The sequence below is a fragment of the Lacisediminihabitans sp. H27-G8 genome (assembly GCF_046156175.1).
Classification (GTDB): Bacteria; Actinomycetota; Actinomycetes; order Actinomycetales; family Microbacteriaceae; genus Lacisediminihabitans.
Map to the genome: position 1 here is coordinate 14,922 of NZ_JAYLVL010000008.1, position 16,835 is coordinate 31,756.

At 64.0% G+C, this 16,835-nt stretch carries 15 protein-coding genes and 1 pseudogene; 14 read left to right on the forward strand and 2 right to left on the reverse strand.

Annotation, left to right across the window (positions count from 1 at the left end; translation table 11 throughout):
• Positions 1-63: 63 nt before the first annotated feature.
• Genes VLI63_RS17215 through VLI63_RS17225 form a run of 3 tightly spaced genes read left to right on the forward strand, consistent with a single transcriptional unit; the run spans position 64 to position 4,684 of the window.
• Positions 64-1,125, forward strand: a complete 1,062-nt coding sequence (locus VLI63_RS17215) for a zinc-binding alcohol dehydrogenase family protein (protein ID WP_409158079.1) — start codon at positions 64-66, stop codon at positions 1,123-1,125.
• The gene (locus VLI63_RS17220; RefSeq protein ID WP_409158109.1) at positions 1,125-3,428 is read left to right on the forward strand and encodes a CocE/NonD family hydrolase; all 2,304 of its coding nucleotides are present in this window, start codon (positions 1,125-1,127) and stop codon (positions 3,426-3,428) included. Before VLI63_RS17215 ends, VLI63_RS17220 begins: the two co-directional genes overlap by 1 nt.
• 17 nt (positions 3,429-3,445) lie before the next feature.
• Positions 3,446-4,684, forward strand: a complete 1,239-nt coding sequence (locus VLI63_RS17225) for an acyl-CoA dehydrogenase family protein (protein ID WP_409158080.1) — start codon at positions 3,446-3,448, stop codon at positions 4,682-4,684.
• Between the two features lie 5 nt (positions 4,685-4,689).
• Here VLI63_RS17225 and VLI63_RS17230 read toward each other — a convergent pair whose 3' ends face one another.
• Positions 4,690-5,292, reverse strand: coding sequence for a TetR family transcriptional regulator (locus tag VLI63_RS17230; protein WP_409158081.1), 603 nt, complete (start codon positions 5,290-5,292; stop codon positions 4,690-4,692).
• A 120-nt stretch (positions 5,293-5,412) separates the two neighbouring features.
• Between VLI63_RS17230 and VLI63_RS17235 the strand changes: the two genes are divergently transcribed.
• From VLI63_RS17235 to VLI63_RS17275, 9 genes and pseudogenes are all read left to right on the forward strand, one after another.
• A complete protein-coding gene (locus tag VLI63_RS17235) occupies positions 5,413-7,152 on the forward strand; it encodes a CocE/NonD family hydrolase (protein WP_409158082.1) in 1,740 nt (579 codons plus the stop codon).
• 56 nt (positions 7,153-7,208) lie between these two features.
• Entirely contained in the window at positions 7,209-7,502 is a 294-nt protein-coding gene (locus VLI63_RS17240) for a DUF2316 family protein (RefSeq protein WP_409158083.1), read from the forward strand.
• Positions 7,503-8,029: 527 nt separating this feature from the next.
• Positions 8,030-8,416, forward strand: coding sequence for a DUF805 domain-containing protein (locus tag VLI63_RS17245; RefSeq protein WP_409158084.1), 387 nt, complete (start codon positions 8,030-8,032; stop codon positions 8,414-8,416).
• Between the two features lie 62 nt (positions 8,417-8,478).
• A complete protein-coding gene (locus VLI63_RS17250) occupies positions 8,479-9,630 on the forward strand; it encodes an Acg family FMN-binding oxidoreductase (RefSeq protein ID WP_409158085.1) in 1,152 nt (383 codons plus the stop codon).
• Positions 9,627-10,037 carry a hypothetical protein gene (locus VLI63_RS17255; RefSeq protein WP_409158086.1) on the forward strand — a complete coding sequence of 137 codons (411 nt, stop codon included), beginning with the start codon at positions 9,627-9,629 and terminating at the stop codon, positions 10,035-10,037. The genes VLI63_RS17250 and VLI63_RS17255 overlap by 4 nt, the downstream gene beginning before the upstream one ends.
• On the forward strand, positions 10,034-11,101 hold the full coding sequence (locus VLI63_RS17260) for a nitroreductase/quinone reductase family protein (protein WP_409158087.1): 1,068 nt from the start codon (positions 10,034-10,036) through the stop codon (positions 11,099-11,101). Before VLI63_RS17255 ends, VLI63_RS17260 begins: the two co-directional genes overlap by 4 nt.
• Entirely contained in the window at positions 11,098-11,565 is a 468-nt protein-coding gene (locus VLI63_RS17265; RefSeq protein ID WP_409158088.1) for a nitroreductase family deazaflavin-dependent oxidoreductase, read from the forward strand. The genes VLI63_RS17260 and VLI63_RS17265 overlap by 4 nt, the downstream gene beginning before the upstream one ends.
• Positions 11,566-11,957: 392 nt before the next feature.
• Positions 11,958-12,500 carry a transposase gene (locus VLI63_RS17270; protein ID WP_409158089.1) on the forward strand — a complete coding sequence of 181 codons (543 nt, stop codon included), beginning with the start codon at positions 11,958-11,960 and terminating at the stop codon, positions 12,498-12,500.
• A 16-nt stretch (positions 12,501-12,516) separates the two neighbouring features.
• Positions 12,517-12,750: pseudogene (locus tag VLI63_RS17275) on the forward strand (IS3 family transposase); the annotation flags it as partial.
• A gap of 86 nt (positions 12,751-12,836) precedes the next feature.
• Here VLI63_RS17275 and VLI63_RS17280 read toward each other — a convergent pair.
• Positions 12,837-14,795, reverse strand: coding sequence for a DUF6544 family protein (locus VLI63_RS17280; RefSeq protein ID WP_409158090.1), 1,959 nt, complete (start codon positions 14,793-14,795; stop codon positions 12,837-12,839).
• A 304-nt stretch (positions 14,796-15,099) separates the two neighbouring features.
• Between VLI63_RS17280 and VLI63_RS17285 the strand changes: the two genes are divergently transcribed.
• Both VLI63_RS17285 and VLI63_RS17290 read left to right on the forward strand, forming a co-directional pair.
• Positions 15,100-15,612: a flavodoxin family protein gene (locus VLI63_RS17285; RefSeq protein WP_409158091.1), complete on the forward strand. Its 513-nt coding sequence runs from the start codon at positions 15,100-15,102 to the stop codon at positions 15,610-15,612.
• Positions 15,613-15,666: 54 nt separating this feature from the next.
• Positions 15,667-15,918, forward strand: coding sequence for a hypothetical protein (locus tag VLI63_RS17290; RefSeq protein WP_409158092.1), 252 nt, complete (start codon positions 15,667-15,669; stop codon positions 15,916-15,918).
• Positions 15,919-16,835: the final 917 nt, after the last annotated feature.

Below are 16,835 nucleotides of genomic sequence, written 5' to 3' on the forward strand. Positions count from 1 at the left end.
GCGATCATTGCACAAGCCCATACTCAAAACCACACTAACCATATCAATGGTAAAGGAGCGCCCGTGAGCGGGACCGATCCCCAATGGCGGGGCACCGAGAGCGTCGAGTCCGACGCCCTCGTGGTCGCTGCGGGAATCGTCGACGCCCCCGGTGAGACCCCCCACATCGGTTCAGTCACTCTCCCGCGCCGAGCCCCTGGCTTCACGCTGCTCGAGGTCATCGCCGCCCCGGTGAACCCGCTGGACCTGCTCATCGCCTCGGGCAATTTCCACTCCGCGCGGCACGAAGAGCCCTATGTTCCCGGCAGCGAGTGCGTTGGAACTGTGCTTGAATCCGATACCTTCGCGGCGGGCATCCGGGTGTACGCCGAATGCCACGCGTCGCCGTCACTGCCCGGCGCCCTTGCCACTTACGTGATCGTGCCCGACGGCGATGTCATCGCGCTGCCAGAAGACGTCGACGCCGTGTCGGCCGCCGCCATCGGCAACTCCGGCGTTGCCGCGTACGTGCCGCTCGTCGAGCGCGCTGCCCTCACGGCGGGCGAGGTCGTCCTCGTGCTCGGTGCCACCGGGGCCGTTGGGCAGCTTGCGATCCAGATCGCGAAACAGCACGGCGCCTCGAAGGTCATTGGAGTTGCCCGGGACCGCGCTGCCCTCGACCGAACCGTCGCTGACGCCGTCGTCGATCTGCGCCCCGACGAGTCCGCCGCCGAGCTCGCACAGCGCATCGCCGCGGTGAGTGGCCCTGTCGATGTAGTGCTCGACGGCCTCTACGGGGTGCCACTCGAAGCCGCGCTCCAGGTGTGCGGCATGCGCGCGCGCGTTGTGAACATCGGCAACCTCGCCGGTTCTACTGCGCGCGTTCCCGCGGGCCTCCTGCGCGGAAAGCAGATCTCCCTGTCCGGATTCGCCGGACTGCACACGCCCCTGAGCGAGAAGGCAGCAGCCCTGAGCTGGCTGTGGACCGCCAGCGCGCGCGACAACATTGCTGTCGACGTGAACACCTACCCGCTCCGCGAGCTGCCCGCCGCGTGGAATGACCAAGCCTCTTCCCCCCACGCCAAGTGCGTGATCCTGCCCGGCGACGAGGCCCGGCAGCAAATTCAACAGAGAGTGAGCGTGTGATGACAATGGATGTCTCCACCGGTGTTTTCGCCGGACCGATCTCCGGCCTGAAGTACGAGACCCCGACGCTGTCGGGCATCACCAACGAGCGCGGCGAATTCCAGTACCGCGCGGGGGAGGCCATCGCGTTCCTGGCCGGTGGCATCGTGCTTGGTGCCGTTCCCGGCGCGCCGCGCATCAACCTGGCCCAACTCGTGAACCGCTCCGACGGCAAGATCGACCGGCTCAGCGACCCCATCGTCACCAACCTCGCTCGCTTCGTGCAGACGCTCGACGAGTCGGGCGATCCCGAGGGCGGCATCACGATCGCACCCGCGGTGCACGAGGCGATCGGCCCGATGGTCCTCAACTTCAACCAGGCGGCGACCGACGCCCAAGACATCGGCGACACCGTGGCCGCAGAGTCGGGCGCGGAGGCCATGGTCGCCTTTTCCACCAACCAGGCGATCACGTTCGCGAGCGATCCGGTGGTGACTGGACTCCTCGAGAAGCTCAACTCGACCCCTGGCGTATTCACCGACAACACCCCGCGCAAGCTTCGAAACGGCGCGGCCGCGCGTAACGAGCTGCGCCGCAACATCCGCGGCATCATCAAGCTGACCGACGTACGCATCCCGCTGCGCGACGGCTCGTACGTGTGCGCCGACATCTTCCGGCCGGCGGATGACGGTCAGTACCCGGTCATCATGAACCAGGGCTTCTACGGCAAGGCCTTCGACCACGGCGTCATCGGCAGCGCCGCCGAAGCCGCGCACAAGGAAGAGGTCGAAGACCGTTACTTCACGGGCAACCCCGACGGACTCCAGTACGAGAACCACGAGAGCGTCGAGTCGTCCGTCTGGGTGCGCAAGGGCTACATCTGCATCCGCGTCGATGCGCGCGGTGTCGGCAACAGCCCGGGGCTGCAGCATCCGTTCAGCGTGCAGCAGGCCGAGGACTACTACGACGCGATCGAGTGGGCCGGGACGCAGCCCTGGTCGAACGGCAACGTCGGCCTGTGGGGGATGTCGTACCTCGCGCTCACGCAGCACACGGTCGCGGCTCTGCAGCCGCCGCACCTCAAGGCGATGATCGCGCTCGGCACCGATGCCGACCTCTACAACGAGGCGATCTACGGAGGCGGCCTCTTCGGCGAGGGCTTCTGGATGTGGTGGCGAGCGGCGATGGCGGGTCACAACTACATCGGCGAGCGTCGCGAGACCGACTGGATGGCACGGATGCTCGCCACCCCGTTCAACGAGCCCGAGGCGTACGGCAATCAAGGCTCGATTTTCGTGCGCCCCGAGCTCGAGAAGGCTACAGCTCCGGTCTGGATCGTCGGGCCGCAGACCGGCGTCGTGATCCACCAGCTCGGCAGCAGTGAGACATTCCTGCGCTCGACCGGCGTCGCCTCGAAGCGGTTCGACTTCGTTGACGCGTGGTTTCCGCACAGCTACAAGAACTCGACGATCGACGAGCACGTGCAGTTCTTCGACCATTGGCTCAAGGGCGACTACAACGGGATCATGGACGGCGCTCCCGTGCGCGTGCAGGTGCGCACCGGAAACGGCGGCCACTACGTGCTCGAGGAGCAGGAGTGGCCGCTCGCCCGCACCGAGTACCGCCGCTGGTACCTGGATGCGACGCCGTCCGCCTGGCCGGGCGATGGCCGCCGCGATGACTTCCTGCGGGTCACCGACACCGTGCCGACGACGGAGTCGTCGGCGAGCTACTCCGCTGAACTCGACAAGGGGCATCCGATTCCCGCACCCACCGGCTTCGTCGGCGGCACCCCGCGGTGGTCGACCGGCGTGACTTTCATCACTGAGCCGCTGGAGGAGGACATGGTGCTCGCGGGCTACATGAAGGCGGGCCTCTTCGTCGCGTCGACGAGCGCCGACATGGACGTCTACGTATCGATCCGTGTGATCGACGAGAACAACCGCGAGATCCGGTACGAGTCGCTCGTGCCGCCCATCGACCCCGCCAACATCCACCCCGCCGGCCACGGACTGCTCAAGGTCTCGCATCGCACGATCGACGCAGGCCGCTCGACCGAGTACTGGCCCGTGCACACCCACCTCGAGTCCGACTACCAGCCCTTGACCGACGGCCAGGTCGTTGAGGTCGAGGTGGGTATCAACCCCAGCAGCGCCGCGATCCGCAAGCGTTCGCGACTACGCGTCGACATCCAGCCCTACTCGCCGGCCGGGCTTCCCTCCCGCGCCTACGACGAGAGCTACCACGGCGGTGCCACCAACACGGTGTTCACCGGACCCGAGCACCCCAGCTACATCCAGTTGCCCTTGGTGCCCGCGCGATGACCAACCAGGAGATGACCATGACCGTCACCACAGTTCTCGACAACGTCCGCGCCCTTGGCCCAACCCTTCGCGAACGCGCGGTCGACGCAGAGCGTGCGGGACGACACTCGGATGAGACGATCGCAAACTTGCACGCGACGGGAGCCTTCGACATCGGCAGCCCCGCCGAGTTCGGCGGGCTCGAACTGAGCGTTCGCGAGCAGCTCGACGTCGTCTCCGAAGTGTCGAAGTGGGACGGCTCCGCCGGATGGACGGTGTGGGCGGGGGCCTCCACGAACTGGATTCCGGCGGGGATGGGCCCGCAGGTCATAGAGGAGGTCTACGGCCCGGCCTGGGTCGGCCCGCGCGTCGCGGGCTCGAGCCACTTCCCGGCATCCCGCGGCCGCGCGAAGGAGGTCGACGGCGGCTGGATCGTCTCGGGGGGCCCCTGGACCTTCGCGAGCGACTCCCTGTGGTCGCCATTCACGAACCTCGGATGCATCGCCGAGGGTCCGGACGGGCCCTTCCTCGTCGCTCTTCAGGTACCGCGCGACGAGCTGCGATTCCTCGACGACTGGCACGTCGCCGGAATGCGCGCGACCGGGAGTGTCTCGGCAACCCTCGCGGGCGGCGAGCTATTCGTTCCCGACTATCGCGGCGTCGATTTCGGGCAGATCGCCCGGGCTTCCATCGACAGTGGTCTGTCGGGTTCGCTGTGGAAGGCTCCGACTCTCGGCTGGGCGTTCAGCACCATGGCCGGAATGTCGATCGGCATCGCCCAGGGCGCGCTCGAGCGATTCCTCGAGCGGTCGGCGGGCAGGCCGATCCGTGGCACCACCTACAAGAACCAGCTCGAGGCGCCCCTCACACACCTCATGCTCGCCGAGGTGCACTCCAAGATCCAGTCGGCCGTGCTCATGACGCGCGCCAACGCCGAGGAGACCGATCGTCTCGGGCAGCTCGCCGCCACGGGCACTCCTGCGGACGGCGAGTACATGCAGCACTTCAGCGCGCGCGTGCTCATGGAGACCGCCTACGCGGCGAAGTGGTGCGCCGAGGCGATCGAGCTCATCCAGCGCAACTCGGGCTCGACGGCGATCATGGACTTCGAACCGATCCAGCGGTCGTGGCGGGATGCCCGCATCGTCACACTGCACGGTGCGCTGAACCTCGAGGCGCTCTCCGAGAACTACGGACGGCTGATGGCGGGTGTTCAGCCGCACTTGGTCGGCGGCATCACGACGCTGGACCGGTTCGCACCGGCCCCGGCCAAGTAGCCCGATCAGCCTTCCGGATCAACGAGGATCGACTGGAGCGCAGGTGCCAGAACATGGATGAGCGACTCGGTGCTCGCGTCGGCGAGAGCCGGCACGCGAACGATGCGGCGCCCGACGGTGAGGCCGACGAGCATCGACGACGCGAGCCCGATGCGAAGTGCGGCCTCCTTCGCGCCATGGCCGGGCAGCTCGGTGATGCGCGCCTGGAGGAAGTCGCGGAGCTGGACGGTCGCCTGCTCGTTGCTCATCGCCGCGCGCAGCATGGCGAGCAACGGCTCCGAATCCGCGGGGTCGCCCTCCCAGATCTCCAGGAACGCGCGTGCCACCCGTTCGCCGAGGCCGTCCTCGGGGCCGTCGAAGGCTTCGGCGAAACGCGACAGGGCGTGCGGGGTGATCGACATGACGGCGCCGAACAAGTCTTCCTTCGACCCGAAGTACTGCATGACGAGGGACGAATCGACCCCGGCGTCGGCAGCGATCGCTCGGATCGTGGTGCCCGCGTAGCCATCTTCGGCGAATCGCGCCCGTGCCGCATCGAGTACGAGCTGACGTGTTTGGTTGGAGCCGGGTCGACGTCCCTGCCGCTTGGGCGTGCTCGCATCCGTCATGAGGAAATTCTACCGAGCACCAAATATATCAACAAGCGTTGAGTTTTGCGCGCAGAGAGCGTACGCTCGCTGCGTTCCACCTTTCGGCGATGGAGCCACGGAAAAGAGAAGGAGCTCACCATGAGCGAAGACCTGAAGATCTACACGGCATCCCAGCCGCTCCCTCCGATGCGAACGGGGCTGCTGACTCCGTTCGAGCCGGGCACGCGCACGCTCGAGGCCGGCTACCAGGTTGCGCCGCAGTTCATGCCCTTGCCCGTTGACGTGGTGTTTGAGAAGGATGTCGCCGTGACGCTGCGTGATGGCGTGACCGTCTACGTGGACGTATTCCGCCCCGCGGGCACGGAGAAGGTCCCCGTGGTTGTGGCGTACAGCCCCTATGGCAAGGGCCAGGGAACGTCGATCAGCGTCATGGGCGTCTTCGGGCTCGTGGGCCTGCCCAACAGCATCGTGTCGGGGCTCGAGAAGTTCGAAGCACCCGACCCGGCCTATTGGGTCGCGCGGGGCTACGCGATTTGCAACCCCGATATCCGAGGCGTGGTCGACTCCGAGGGCGACAGCGTGCTGTGGGATCGGCAGGACGGCCGAGACTGCTACGACATCGTCGAGTGGCTGGCCGAGCAAGAGTGGTGCGACGGTAAGGTCGGCATGAGCGGCACCTCGTACCTCGCGGCGACCCAGTGGTTCACCGCCGCGGAGCAGCCGCCGCATCTGGTCGCCATCAACCCGTGGGAGGGCATCAGCGACGTCTACCGTGACCTGGTGCTGCGCGGCGGAATGCCCGACACCGGCTTCGCCCAGCAGCTCCAGGACGGCAGCTTCTTCGGCAAGGGCCAGAAGGAGGACATCCTGGCGGAGGTCGACAAGTACCCGCTGGTCAACGAGTTGTGGGCGAACAAGATCCCCGAGTTCGACAAGATCACCGTGCCCGCGTACGTGGTGGCGAGCTACTCCAACACGCTGCACACCGCGGGTACGTTCCGGGGCTGGCGCCGCATCGCCTCCGAGGACAAGTGGCTGCGCATCCACAACGGTCAGGAATGGCCCGACTACTACGACCCGGAGAACGTCGAAGACCTGCGCCGGTTCTTCGACCACTTCCTCAAAGGAATCGAGAACGGCTGGGAGCAAACCCCTCGGGTGCGCTACTCGGTGCTCGACCTCGAGGGCGGCGATGCTGTGGCAGTGCCCGCCGAGTCGTTCCCGCCCGCCGGCGTCTCTTCCACTAAGTTCTACCTCGACGGTGCCCGGCGCAGCCTGAGCACCGAGGTCCCCGCCGCGGAGGCATCCGCCGCGTACTCGGTCGCACTGAACCCGAACGCCGTGTCATTCATCACGCGTTTCGAGAAGGAGACCGTGATTGTCGGCTACCCGAAGGCGCACCTGTGGGTCGAGGCCAAGGATGCCGATGACATGGACTTGTTCGTACTCATCCAGAAACTCGACAAGTTCGGAACCCCGCTGCAGGCGTTCACCGTGCCGAACCAGAGCCCGATGGCGCACGACCTCACGGACCACGGCGCCACGATCCTTCGGTACAAGGGGTCCGATGGGCGGCTTCGGGTCTCGGCGCGTCACCTCGACGGTGCGCTGGCGACGGATGACATCCCGGCGCACACCTTCGACCGGGTTGAGAAGCTCACGCCCGATGAGGTCGTCGACATCGAGATCGACCTGATGCCGGTCGGCCTCGCGTTCCACCCGGGGGAGCAGCTGCGCTTCATCATCAGCTCGGCGAACCTCCTCGGAACCCTCATGCCCGGCATTCGCGAGTACGTCGGCGCGAATGCCGGCCAGCATGTGATTCATACCGGTGGCGAGCGGGCGTCGTACCTGCAGCTACCGATCAGATCCGAATAGGGGTTGTCTCGGCGGCTCCCCGATAGAGCCGTCGAGAACTCTGCCTAAAGGGAAATATGTCACTAAGTCGCGCACAGCGTGAAGCAACGAGTGCCGAGCTGCGCGCCAACCTCGTCATTTCCGAAGCGACCCAGGAAGAACTGCTGGCGGCACTCGGAGTAACGGACGGAGAGCTGACGCAAACCTTCGCCGTCGATGGTGCCCCGCCAGCGCGCGTTTGGGCGCTGCGGGATTACCTCGATAAGATCATCACTAGACGAGGCCGCACTCCGGCGCCTTACACGTCGCTGACGCCGCAGATGCGATCGTCCGCGCAGCGGTGGTTTCCCTGCGGGCACCCCGCTCGATAAGCGTTTGACCGAGAACGCGCCTTTGCGAGCCCCTTCATATTGCGCCCGCTGACCGTCCGGCTTACGGGCACCGCCAGAAAGTTCGGCCCCGGGCGGGCTGGGGGTATCCGGCGATTGTCCAACGGATGGCGCTAACGGGCGGTACTACTTGTAGACGCGTATCTTGTCCCGCACCGCGCGGGGCATCTCGTGCTCGTATCGTTTTCGCAGTACTGGGACTCAGCACGGACGTGCTCACCGATGTCTTTGTGCCACACGCCTTGAATCACCTGCGGTGGATGAATGTCAAATATTATCGCGGCGGATCCAACGGACGCTGCCCGAGTGAGAACGGCCCGAAATATTCGACCTATCTCGAGTCGACACAGATGGTAACCGCCGGGCAAGGACACCACTCGGGCCTGAACTCGGCCTAATTCACTCGACTCAGTTGTTGAGCAGGTTGCTCGGGACCTTTGGCACTGGGAACGTGGGCCGACCGGACGCACTCTGGGAAGATCGTCATCCCCTCGAGAAGGAAGCCCCCCATGAACATGCTTCAGGCCGTCCGCGCGGTTCTTCGCAAGTATGCCGACTTTACTGGTGCTGCGGGCAGGCCGGAATTTTGGTGGTTCTCTTTGTTTAGTGTGATCGCGCATCTTGCGTTGAATGCGCTGAATATATTCACCGATCAGGGGACCGTGTACCTTGGCGCGAGTCTTTCTGGCGCATTCGGGTTGGTGGTTCTTGTTCCGACGCTGGCCGTGACGGTGCGTCGCCTGCGCGATGTTGGCCGCACCTGGGCCGAGCTGTTCTGGCTGCTGCTGCCTATCGCGGGTGTAATCGTGCTGATCGTCCATCTGGCGGAACCGACTCGGCAGCCTGTGCCGGGTTCGGCGCAGGTCGTCTCGCCGACGCCCGTCCCGAGCACCTGAGGAGCGACGTCGTCATGAACAAGCACCGTGGCCGGCGAATCGCGTGGATCACTGTCGGGTCGGTGGTCGGGGTGCTCGCCTTGGGTCTCGGTGCGATCTTGACGGTCGGGGGTATTTTCGTACCGGCGACCTACCTCAAACCGTGGAGTGCTGGCTACTACCAGCAGTTCAAGGACGTGAGAATGAGAGTCGTGGCTCACGCTGTGCTGGCCCCGAGCGGACACAATATGCAGCCGTGGACCGTTCAGCTCGACACGACAGACCCGGATGTCCTCTACCTCTACACCGATCCGACCCGGCTGACTTCGGCAGTCGATCCGTTGGCGCGGCAGACGATGGTCTCGCAGGGCACTTTCCTCGCCTACCTTCAGGTGGCAGCGGAGCACCTCGGGTATTCGGCGTCGTTTGATCTCTTTCCGAACGGGACCTACGACGAAACCAATCTGAAGACATCGATGAGCGAACATCCGGTTGCGCGCATCACCTTGGCGAAGGACCCGTCCACGAAGACCGACGACTACGCATCGTTGTTCTTGTCTGACACCAATCGCTCCCCATACTCCGACGCGCCTCTCACCTCGGCTCAGACGAGTGCGCTGACCTCAGTCGGTGACGCATCGACTGCACGCCTGTCGATACTCAGTGACAAGTCGGATATGAAGACCCTCGGCGAGTTCGGAATCCAGGGCACTCTGATCGAAACTAAGAACATCGCCGCCACCTCGGAAAGCGATGCTGTCTTCCACGGCACTGAGCAGGCTAAGAACACTGCGCGCTCCGGATTTGCCGTTGAGGGTCAAGGAACCAGCGGGTTTATGAAGTACTTCCTCCAGGGGCTGATCACGATCGATCCCGCGTTGAACGATGACGCGACCGGTGCGAAGAACGCCATAGCCCTCACCGCAGCCGGGGTGGCTCACACTGCTGCCTATGCGCTGATCAGCACTCCGGGAAACAGCCGTGCAGAGCAAGTCCAGGCAGGCATCCTGTATGCCCAGTTCTGTCTCCACGCGCGCACGCTCGGGCTGGTGATGCAACCCCTCAGCCAGGTGCTTCAGGAGTACCCCACGATGGCGGGGCCATACGCCGCAATCCATTCCGAGTACGCCCCCGAGGGGCAAACCATCCAGATGCTCGTGCGCATGGGTACTGCAACCGTCGACTATCCGGTTTCGATGAGACGAGATGCGAAAGACCTGGTTCACGCACCATGATCCTGTGGGCTCGACCCGTCCTTGTCGTGGTGCTTTATTTTGGCACGATCTCAGCCGTGGCGGGCGGGTTTTTGGGGGTCGTTGCTAATGGTGCCGGAGTTCCGCTCGAGTACCTGCAGGGCACTCCGTTCACCTCTTATGTGGTCCCCGGTTTGATCCTCGGCGTCCTGGTCGGCGGCACCCAGGGGTTTGCTGCGATCACGACCCAGCGACAGAACCGTTATGGCCACGTCGCAACTGCGGTCGCGGGTTTCGGCATGATCCTCTGGATCTTCGTCGAACTGGCGATCACCGGGTACTCCTGGTTGCAGGCCGTGTACCTCGCACTCGGAATCATAGAACTGCTGCTCGTTCTGGTGATACTGGGTGTTCTGAGCCCTGCGACGCGAAGATTCCCGTCACGATGACCCGCCTGACGAAGGTCAGCCCGGCGAAACATCCCGGTGTTTTTCCGTTGGGGCGATGGATCGCCGTCTGCGCGGTGGCCGAAGCAATCGGGATGTCCGCAGCGGCCGCCGCCGCGCGCACTCCGGACTTCGTTGTAGGGGTCGCTGGCAGCGCGAGCGGTATCCTCGGCATGCTTCTCGTCGTCTGCGGCGGACTGATCGAGGGGGTGGCCCTGGGAGGGCTGCAGTCCATTGCGCTGAAGCGATGGCTACCCAGGCTGAGCCGGCCTCGGTGGATTGTCCTGACCGTCCTCGTTGCCGGGCTGGGATGGGCTGCCGCATCGGTACCAAGTCAGCTGTCTTCCGTCACCGACGACTCGACTCCGCCGATCGTACTGATCGTCGTCGGCGCGGCCGCATTGGGGGCCGTCATGGGAGCCGTCCTCGGGGCGGTGCAAGCCGGTGGCTTCGTACCACTGGTCAGTCATCCGTGGCGCTGGATCGGGATAAGCGCCCTCGCCTGGGCGCCGACGATGACGATCATCATCCTCGGCGCGACAACACCCGGACCCGATTGGAACTACCCCTTGGTCATCATGTCGGGAACCGCAACCGGTGCCGTGGCCGGGGCCGTCCTGGGACTGGTCAGCGGGCTACTCGCTCCGTCGCTCGACGGTCAATCAACAGCCAACCGCCTTGTCGCACTGCTTCTCTCCTCGCCCGCACGTACTGTTCTATCCAAGTCCCTGGTGCTTTTGCGAATACGGGGGCACGTCACGGGAAATCAGTTCGAACTGCCTGTCCAATTCGCGAGGACTTCGGACGGCCTGATCGTGGTCCCGGGGCATCCGGAACGCAAGAAATGGTGGCGTAACCTCAGGCGTCCCAGCGCCATCGAAGTTCTCGTTGACGGGGCCTGGCAACTCGCTACCGCGGTAGTGCTCGACACGTCAGAGGCTCGATACCCCACCCTCCTCGCCGCATACCGTCAACGCTGGCACGTACCAGTCGCGGAGGGCACGCCGCTGGTTCTCGTCACCTTCGAGCACACCCAGCCAGGAGTCGAATCCGTGGCGGCGGAATGATCGGCGATGAATCCCGACGGCGGATGTATGCCGGCGGAAGGCCCAATCGAACCGCACGATTCTTGAACGATCTCAGCGCGAAGATGTTCTCACTCGGGCTCAGTCCGCACTGGGCTGTGACTCTCGAAACCGTCAACCCCACATCCGCTACGGCTCTTATTCTTCCGCTGGTGATTGCCAATTTCGACCACCGCGAATTTCTGGTGTCGATGCTCGGCCAACGCTCACGGTGGGTCCGCAATGTCCGAGCCGCCGGAGGGCACGCCATCGTCCACGCGGGCCGCAGACGACCGGTACTTCTCACTGAGGTCGCTGCGGAAGATCGCGCCCCAATTCTTAAGGCCTACCTGGACCAAGCCCCTGGTGCTCGCGCGCACGTTCCGGTCGACCGCCGTGAACCGGTCGCGCAATTCGAGCGGATTGCCGCGGACTATCCGGTATTCGAAATCAGGTATCTGCGCTGATGGCACGCGTCGATAGGGTCAGCTCCGACGACCTCATGTCGCTGGCGACCGATCGAGGGACCGTGCCTATGCAGGTCGGCGCCGCCCTCATCCTGGACACTCGGGCAGGGTGTGATCCCGCCGACCTGATCGCTGCGATCGACCGGCGCATGCGCCGCCTGGTCGGAAAGTCGGACACACTCGACGCAGAGAACGCTGCCCGGGCCGTCCTTGCTGGCTTCGCGACCGCAGAACCCAAAACCGCTGACGGTGCTGTTGAGATGATCAGACAACTGAAAGTAGCCCACGATGGTGCAGTGAAAGACCGGGCATCAGCAATGATCACGATGAAGACGATGCTGATTCACGCCTCAGATCAGCTCCGTCAGGACACCGCCCGCAGGACACAAATCATGCTCGCACGCCACCTCGCCTCTCTCCGCCCGGCCCGACTCGAGACCCCGGACGACAGCATCCGCCACACCCTGCGTTCCCTTGCCCGCCGCTGGCTCGCTCTCGACGCGGAGGCAACCGAACTGGAGACGATGATCGAGAAGCTCGTTCTCCGGACCGCCCCGCAGCTCATCGAGTCGTTCGGCATCGGATCTGATACCGCAGCGGAAATCCTTATTGTCGTCGGCGACAACCCCGAACGGATCCGCTCCGAAGCGGCCCTGGCGAAACTTGCTGGGATCAGCCCCATTCCGGCATCCTCCGGGATGACCTCGGGGCGGCACCGGATCAATCACGGCGGTCACCGGCAACTGAACGCCGCGATCTATCGCACGGTGATCGTCCGGATGCGATTCCACCAACCGACGATCGACTACGTCAACCGTCGCACCGCCGAAGGGCTCAGCAAACGCGACATCATCCGCTGTCTCAAGAGATACGTCATCCGCGAGGTCTTCCACCTCATCCACCCCGCCGAAAACGCGCTCCTCAAAACGAGTTGACAACTATAGGAGCATCAATGCGATGGCAGAGGCCGTCAACAATCTCTACAAGACGGAGCTGATCCGTCAGCGCGGCCCCTGGCGGACGGTCGAGCAGGTCGAACTCGCCACCCTCGAATACGTGTGGTGGTGGAACAACCAGCGACTCCACGGAGAGCTCGACATGCGAACCCCGACCGAGGTCGAGAACGCGTACTACGCTGACCAAGAATCAGGCCAGCCGGCACCCGCCGGACAAGCCTCCCCATAGGAACGAAAGTCAGGCCGATTCAGGGCTGATCTGACGTCCAGTGGGCCGCAATCTGCAGATGGGAGCAGGTTCGAGTTCCCGGCTGGTCAGCCGTCGGCTGGTGTGCCCTTGTAGCCAAGTCGCCCGCGGGTGGCGAGGGTGAGCGCTAGCGCGGCTGCTACGTACACACCGAGCACCACCAAGTCGGCAGCGTTGCCGACGGGTCTGGCAGCTGGTCTTGCACTGGCGGGATCGACGGCGATCGTCAGGAAGTTTTGCGCGGGGGTGAAACTCGCGTGGAGGAGCAGGCAAATCAGAATGCTCCCTGTGCGGTTGTAGAGCCAGGTATAGAAGAAGGCAAGAATGAGGGGAACGACGAATCCCAAGGGCCCATACAGCGGGATATGCCAAATACCCCAGGCGAGGCCCACCAGAAGTGTGGCGACGAGTGGTGTCTTGCGTTTTTGCAGTCCAGTGAGAGCAAAGCCACGCCAACCCGGTTCCTCTAGCCCACCGCCCACCGTGGCGACCATGAAGAACGTGCCGAGATAGCCGGGCGCTGCGACAGCGAGCAGTGAGAAATCGAGGGCCTGACCGAGGGCGACAAGCACAAGATTGACGACCGCGTATATCGCCGCGGGTAAGAGCAGCGCAATTGCGTAGTATCCCAGTGGGACTCGCCACACGAGCAGTGAGTGAATCCAGGCGCGCACCGACCGTCCGGAGAGTCGCGTGACGATCAGCGCGGATGCGAGGGGGCCGAGCCCACCCAGAATAAAAACTACCTGGCCCGCGCCGAGGGCAGCGATGCCCCACAGAGTCCACGAAATTGCGTAAGCGAGGATGAAGAACGAAACCAGCCGGTGATTCGCGATCCATGCTCGAATGCCGCGGTGCGGCGCGACTATGTGATCGCGGGGGAAACCATTCGTCTCAGGTTCGCCTACTTGAGCACGGTTGGCGACGTTGTACGCCAGCGAAGTGAGTTGGAACTCGCCGTATGTCCACGCGCCGGCATCAGGGTGCCACTTCACGTCGGCCCTGGTCGCCACTCTCGCTGGTCCGACCTGCGCATAATCGCACAGCGGAGTCGACCACCGCTCGGGTGTAACGGTATGGCCGTCCGCGGAAATGGCTCCACGCCCGTCGGCGACGAAGTCGATCAAATCCCCGAGGTCGTCGAAGCGCAACTGGGCCGTGATCGTGTTGGCGCCGAGGGTGAAGTGCGCTGTGGCTCTGTGATCGTCGATCGGCTCCCAGCTGATGTTGGGTGAGAGCAGGGCCCCGGGTGCCAGGCAGCACAGGTCGTTGAACAGGGTCACAGTTTCGGCCTGGGTGAGTTCCGCACCCTTCGCGTCGACGATAGAACGCATCGACAGCAACCGCACCCGCATCGTCGCGCCATCGTCGTCGAACGCATGCAGAACGTCCACCGGGAGGCCCTTCATCCTCGCGTTCATCATGAAGAAGCGTTGTGGGGTGTCTACGAGGTCCAGCTGGTCCGCAGTGAACGTCATCCAGGCGCTGTCGGGGGCGCTTCGCATCCGACCGGTCAAAGTAGCACGGAAGTCGGTCACCGGCGGCTGGCCGACCGCGCCGGATCGACGGATGTACCGCCGCACCGGATCAGGCACGGAAGCCAGGTCGCTCTCGACGATCAGCTTGCCGGCGGCCGAAGAAACCGCTGGCCTAGCGCGTTTCAGATTGTGTTCGAACTCGGAACGAAGGCTTAACGGTCCACGTGAGGCGAAGCCGTATGCGGCAGCACCGAGCAGCACTACGTTTGCGACTGTTCCCATGCTGGCATCCCCCCACGACGAGAAGATGACGGCCTGCGAGACCACCACCGCGCCAGCGCCGACGACCCACCACCAACGCGGTGCGAAGAACAACGCCCCGGCGGCGACCCAGCACAGAAGGCCAGCTGCCAGCCAGAGTAGCCCCACAGGTTGTGAGATGGGCTGCACGAGCTGCGGGATATCGGCGAGGCGATAGGCCTTGACGAAGCCAAAAAAGTGGATCAGTCCGTGCAACACAAACAGCACAGCGATAGCGATACGGAACATGGTCTTGATTTTCCTTCCACCGGTAGGCGGGGTGCGTCTCGTCTTCAGGCTCTCGTGGCAGGGGCGCGCTCGACAGAGCCAAAGGTCCCGGTGCTAGCGGTCGACATCTGATCGAACCTGCCTACCCGGCTCCCCAATCCACGACATGAAGCCAGCCACCCACCCGGCTGCCAGTCTGGAACCCCGGAGACGCAATGCGAGTCGCCTTCCGGATCTGGCTTATCTTTCGCCCCGCAGGACCAATGGCACTGTTGTCGGCCACAGAGACGCGATGAGATTGGAAGCATCACCGCGAGGGGGAATCATGCGAATACTTATCGTTTACGAATCGCTATGGGGCAATACGAAGAAAGTCGCCGAGACGGTGAGTCAGGCACTGGAGTCGACCGCGACCGTGAACTTCGTCGACACGGATTCCGCGCCCAATGTGGTCGAGGGCTACGACCTGGTGATCGTGGGTGGACCGACACACGCGTTCTCGATGAGCAGAAAGTCGACTCGGGACGCTGCCAAACAGCAGGACGCCGCTGTACACGTGCCGCAGCGCGGCATCCGTGAGTGGCTGGATGACCTCACCCCCGTCGAGACGCCGATTCCGGCTGCCACATTCGATACGAGAGTGGACTCGCCTCGCATGCCAGGATCCGCCGCGAAGGCGGCAAGGCACGAGTTGCGATCGCGAGGGTTCGACGTAGATAGCAAGCCAGTGACGTTCCGGGTTGTGGGCTATCAGGGTCCGCTAGTGGACGGGGAACTCGAGCGTGCGGCGACTTGGGCCAGGAACCTTCTGAACGGTCCCGCCGCACCACCACTCTGAAGCATCATGAGCGCAACAAGAACGTGGCCGGTCCCGTCGCCTACAATCCGAATCGTGTTATCCGTGGTGGCATGGTTCAACCTTGTCTCGGCTCTGGGAGGAACGGCGGGGCTGACCCTGGGCGGCGGGCTCGGATTCCCGATGGCGTGGATCGGAGGATGTGGCTTCACTTCGTACTTCTGGCCCAGCATCATCCTCGGCGTGGTCGTCGGCGGCTCCCAAGCGGAAACGTTCGCCGCCCAGTACGGCAGGTTCGCTCTGGCGTGGGCGCTGCGGGCGAAATCGCCGGCTGGAAAGCTATCCTGAGTACACTCGCAATGACCTACGGCGACCGCCTAGGACTCAACTAGCCGATGCCAGATACACAAGAAGTCAGACAGACCCGCGCCCGATAATTGTTCCACTTACGGGCGGCCATTGAGGCCAAAAGTGGTCTCCAGCGCGGTCTCCAGAACGCTCGCAAATTCCGCCCGGTGGTCGTCCGGCTTGCGGATGGCCCCGTCACTGTCGACGGAATGCGCGGATCAGCGCAAAGATGACGAAGACAGCTCCAGCTAGGCCAAGCAGGATAGCGAAGGGCTCAGGACCTTGCCCACAGACGCTCGCGGCGGGATCCCGTGAATCTTGGCACGAACCTGTCTGGAACCCGACAACGATCAGCACACTGAGCAATGCGGCGACTAAGGCGGCGGCGAGCCAGCCACCGTGAACTCGGGCTCCTGATCTCATGCAGCTACCTTCGCACAAACATTAGCCGAGACATGAGGAATTTCGATCTTCAAAGGGTGCTGTGCCATTCGGCTGAGCGGCCCACGAAGAGTCGCGTTCGCCGTTCCCCTGCCGGGCGGTCGGTGCCGTGAATTCAGGAGATTGGCGTCGGACGTGCAGTACCGTCGGTTGTCAAGACGCCGAAAATCCTGTCGCGTTGATTTCCACTATCTGCGCTTGCGCCTTCGAGTTCGGTTGCGCTTCCGTTGCGAGGTGTCCGAGGATTCGACTGGCTCCTGCAGGATGGTCGGGTCTCCATTCCCACCCCCGAAACTCATGCCGATTGACTGCGCAATGCCGACGGCGGAAGCAGCCAGTCGATTCATTAGCGGTTTGAGATTGCGCATGCGATCACTTTACGGAAGCGGGCACTCGGTATGAGAGCTAGTCAGTCTGGAATACGTCCCGAGCCACGCCTTGCTGAACTTAGCGGCCGCAAGCCTAGGGCCTGCAGC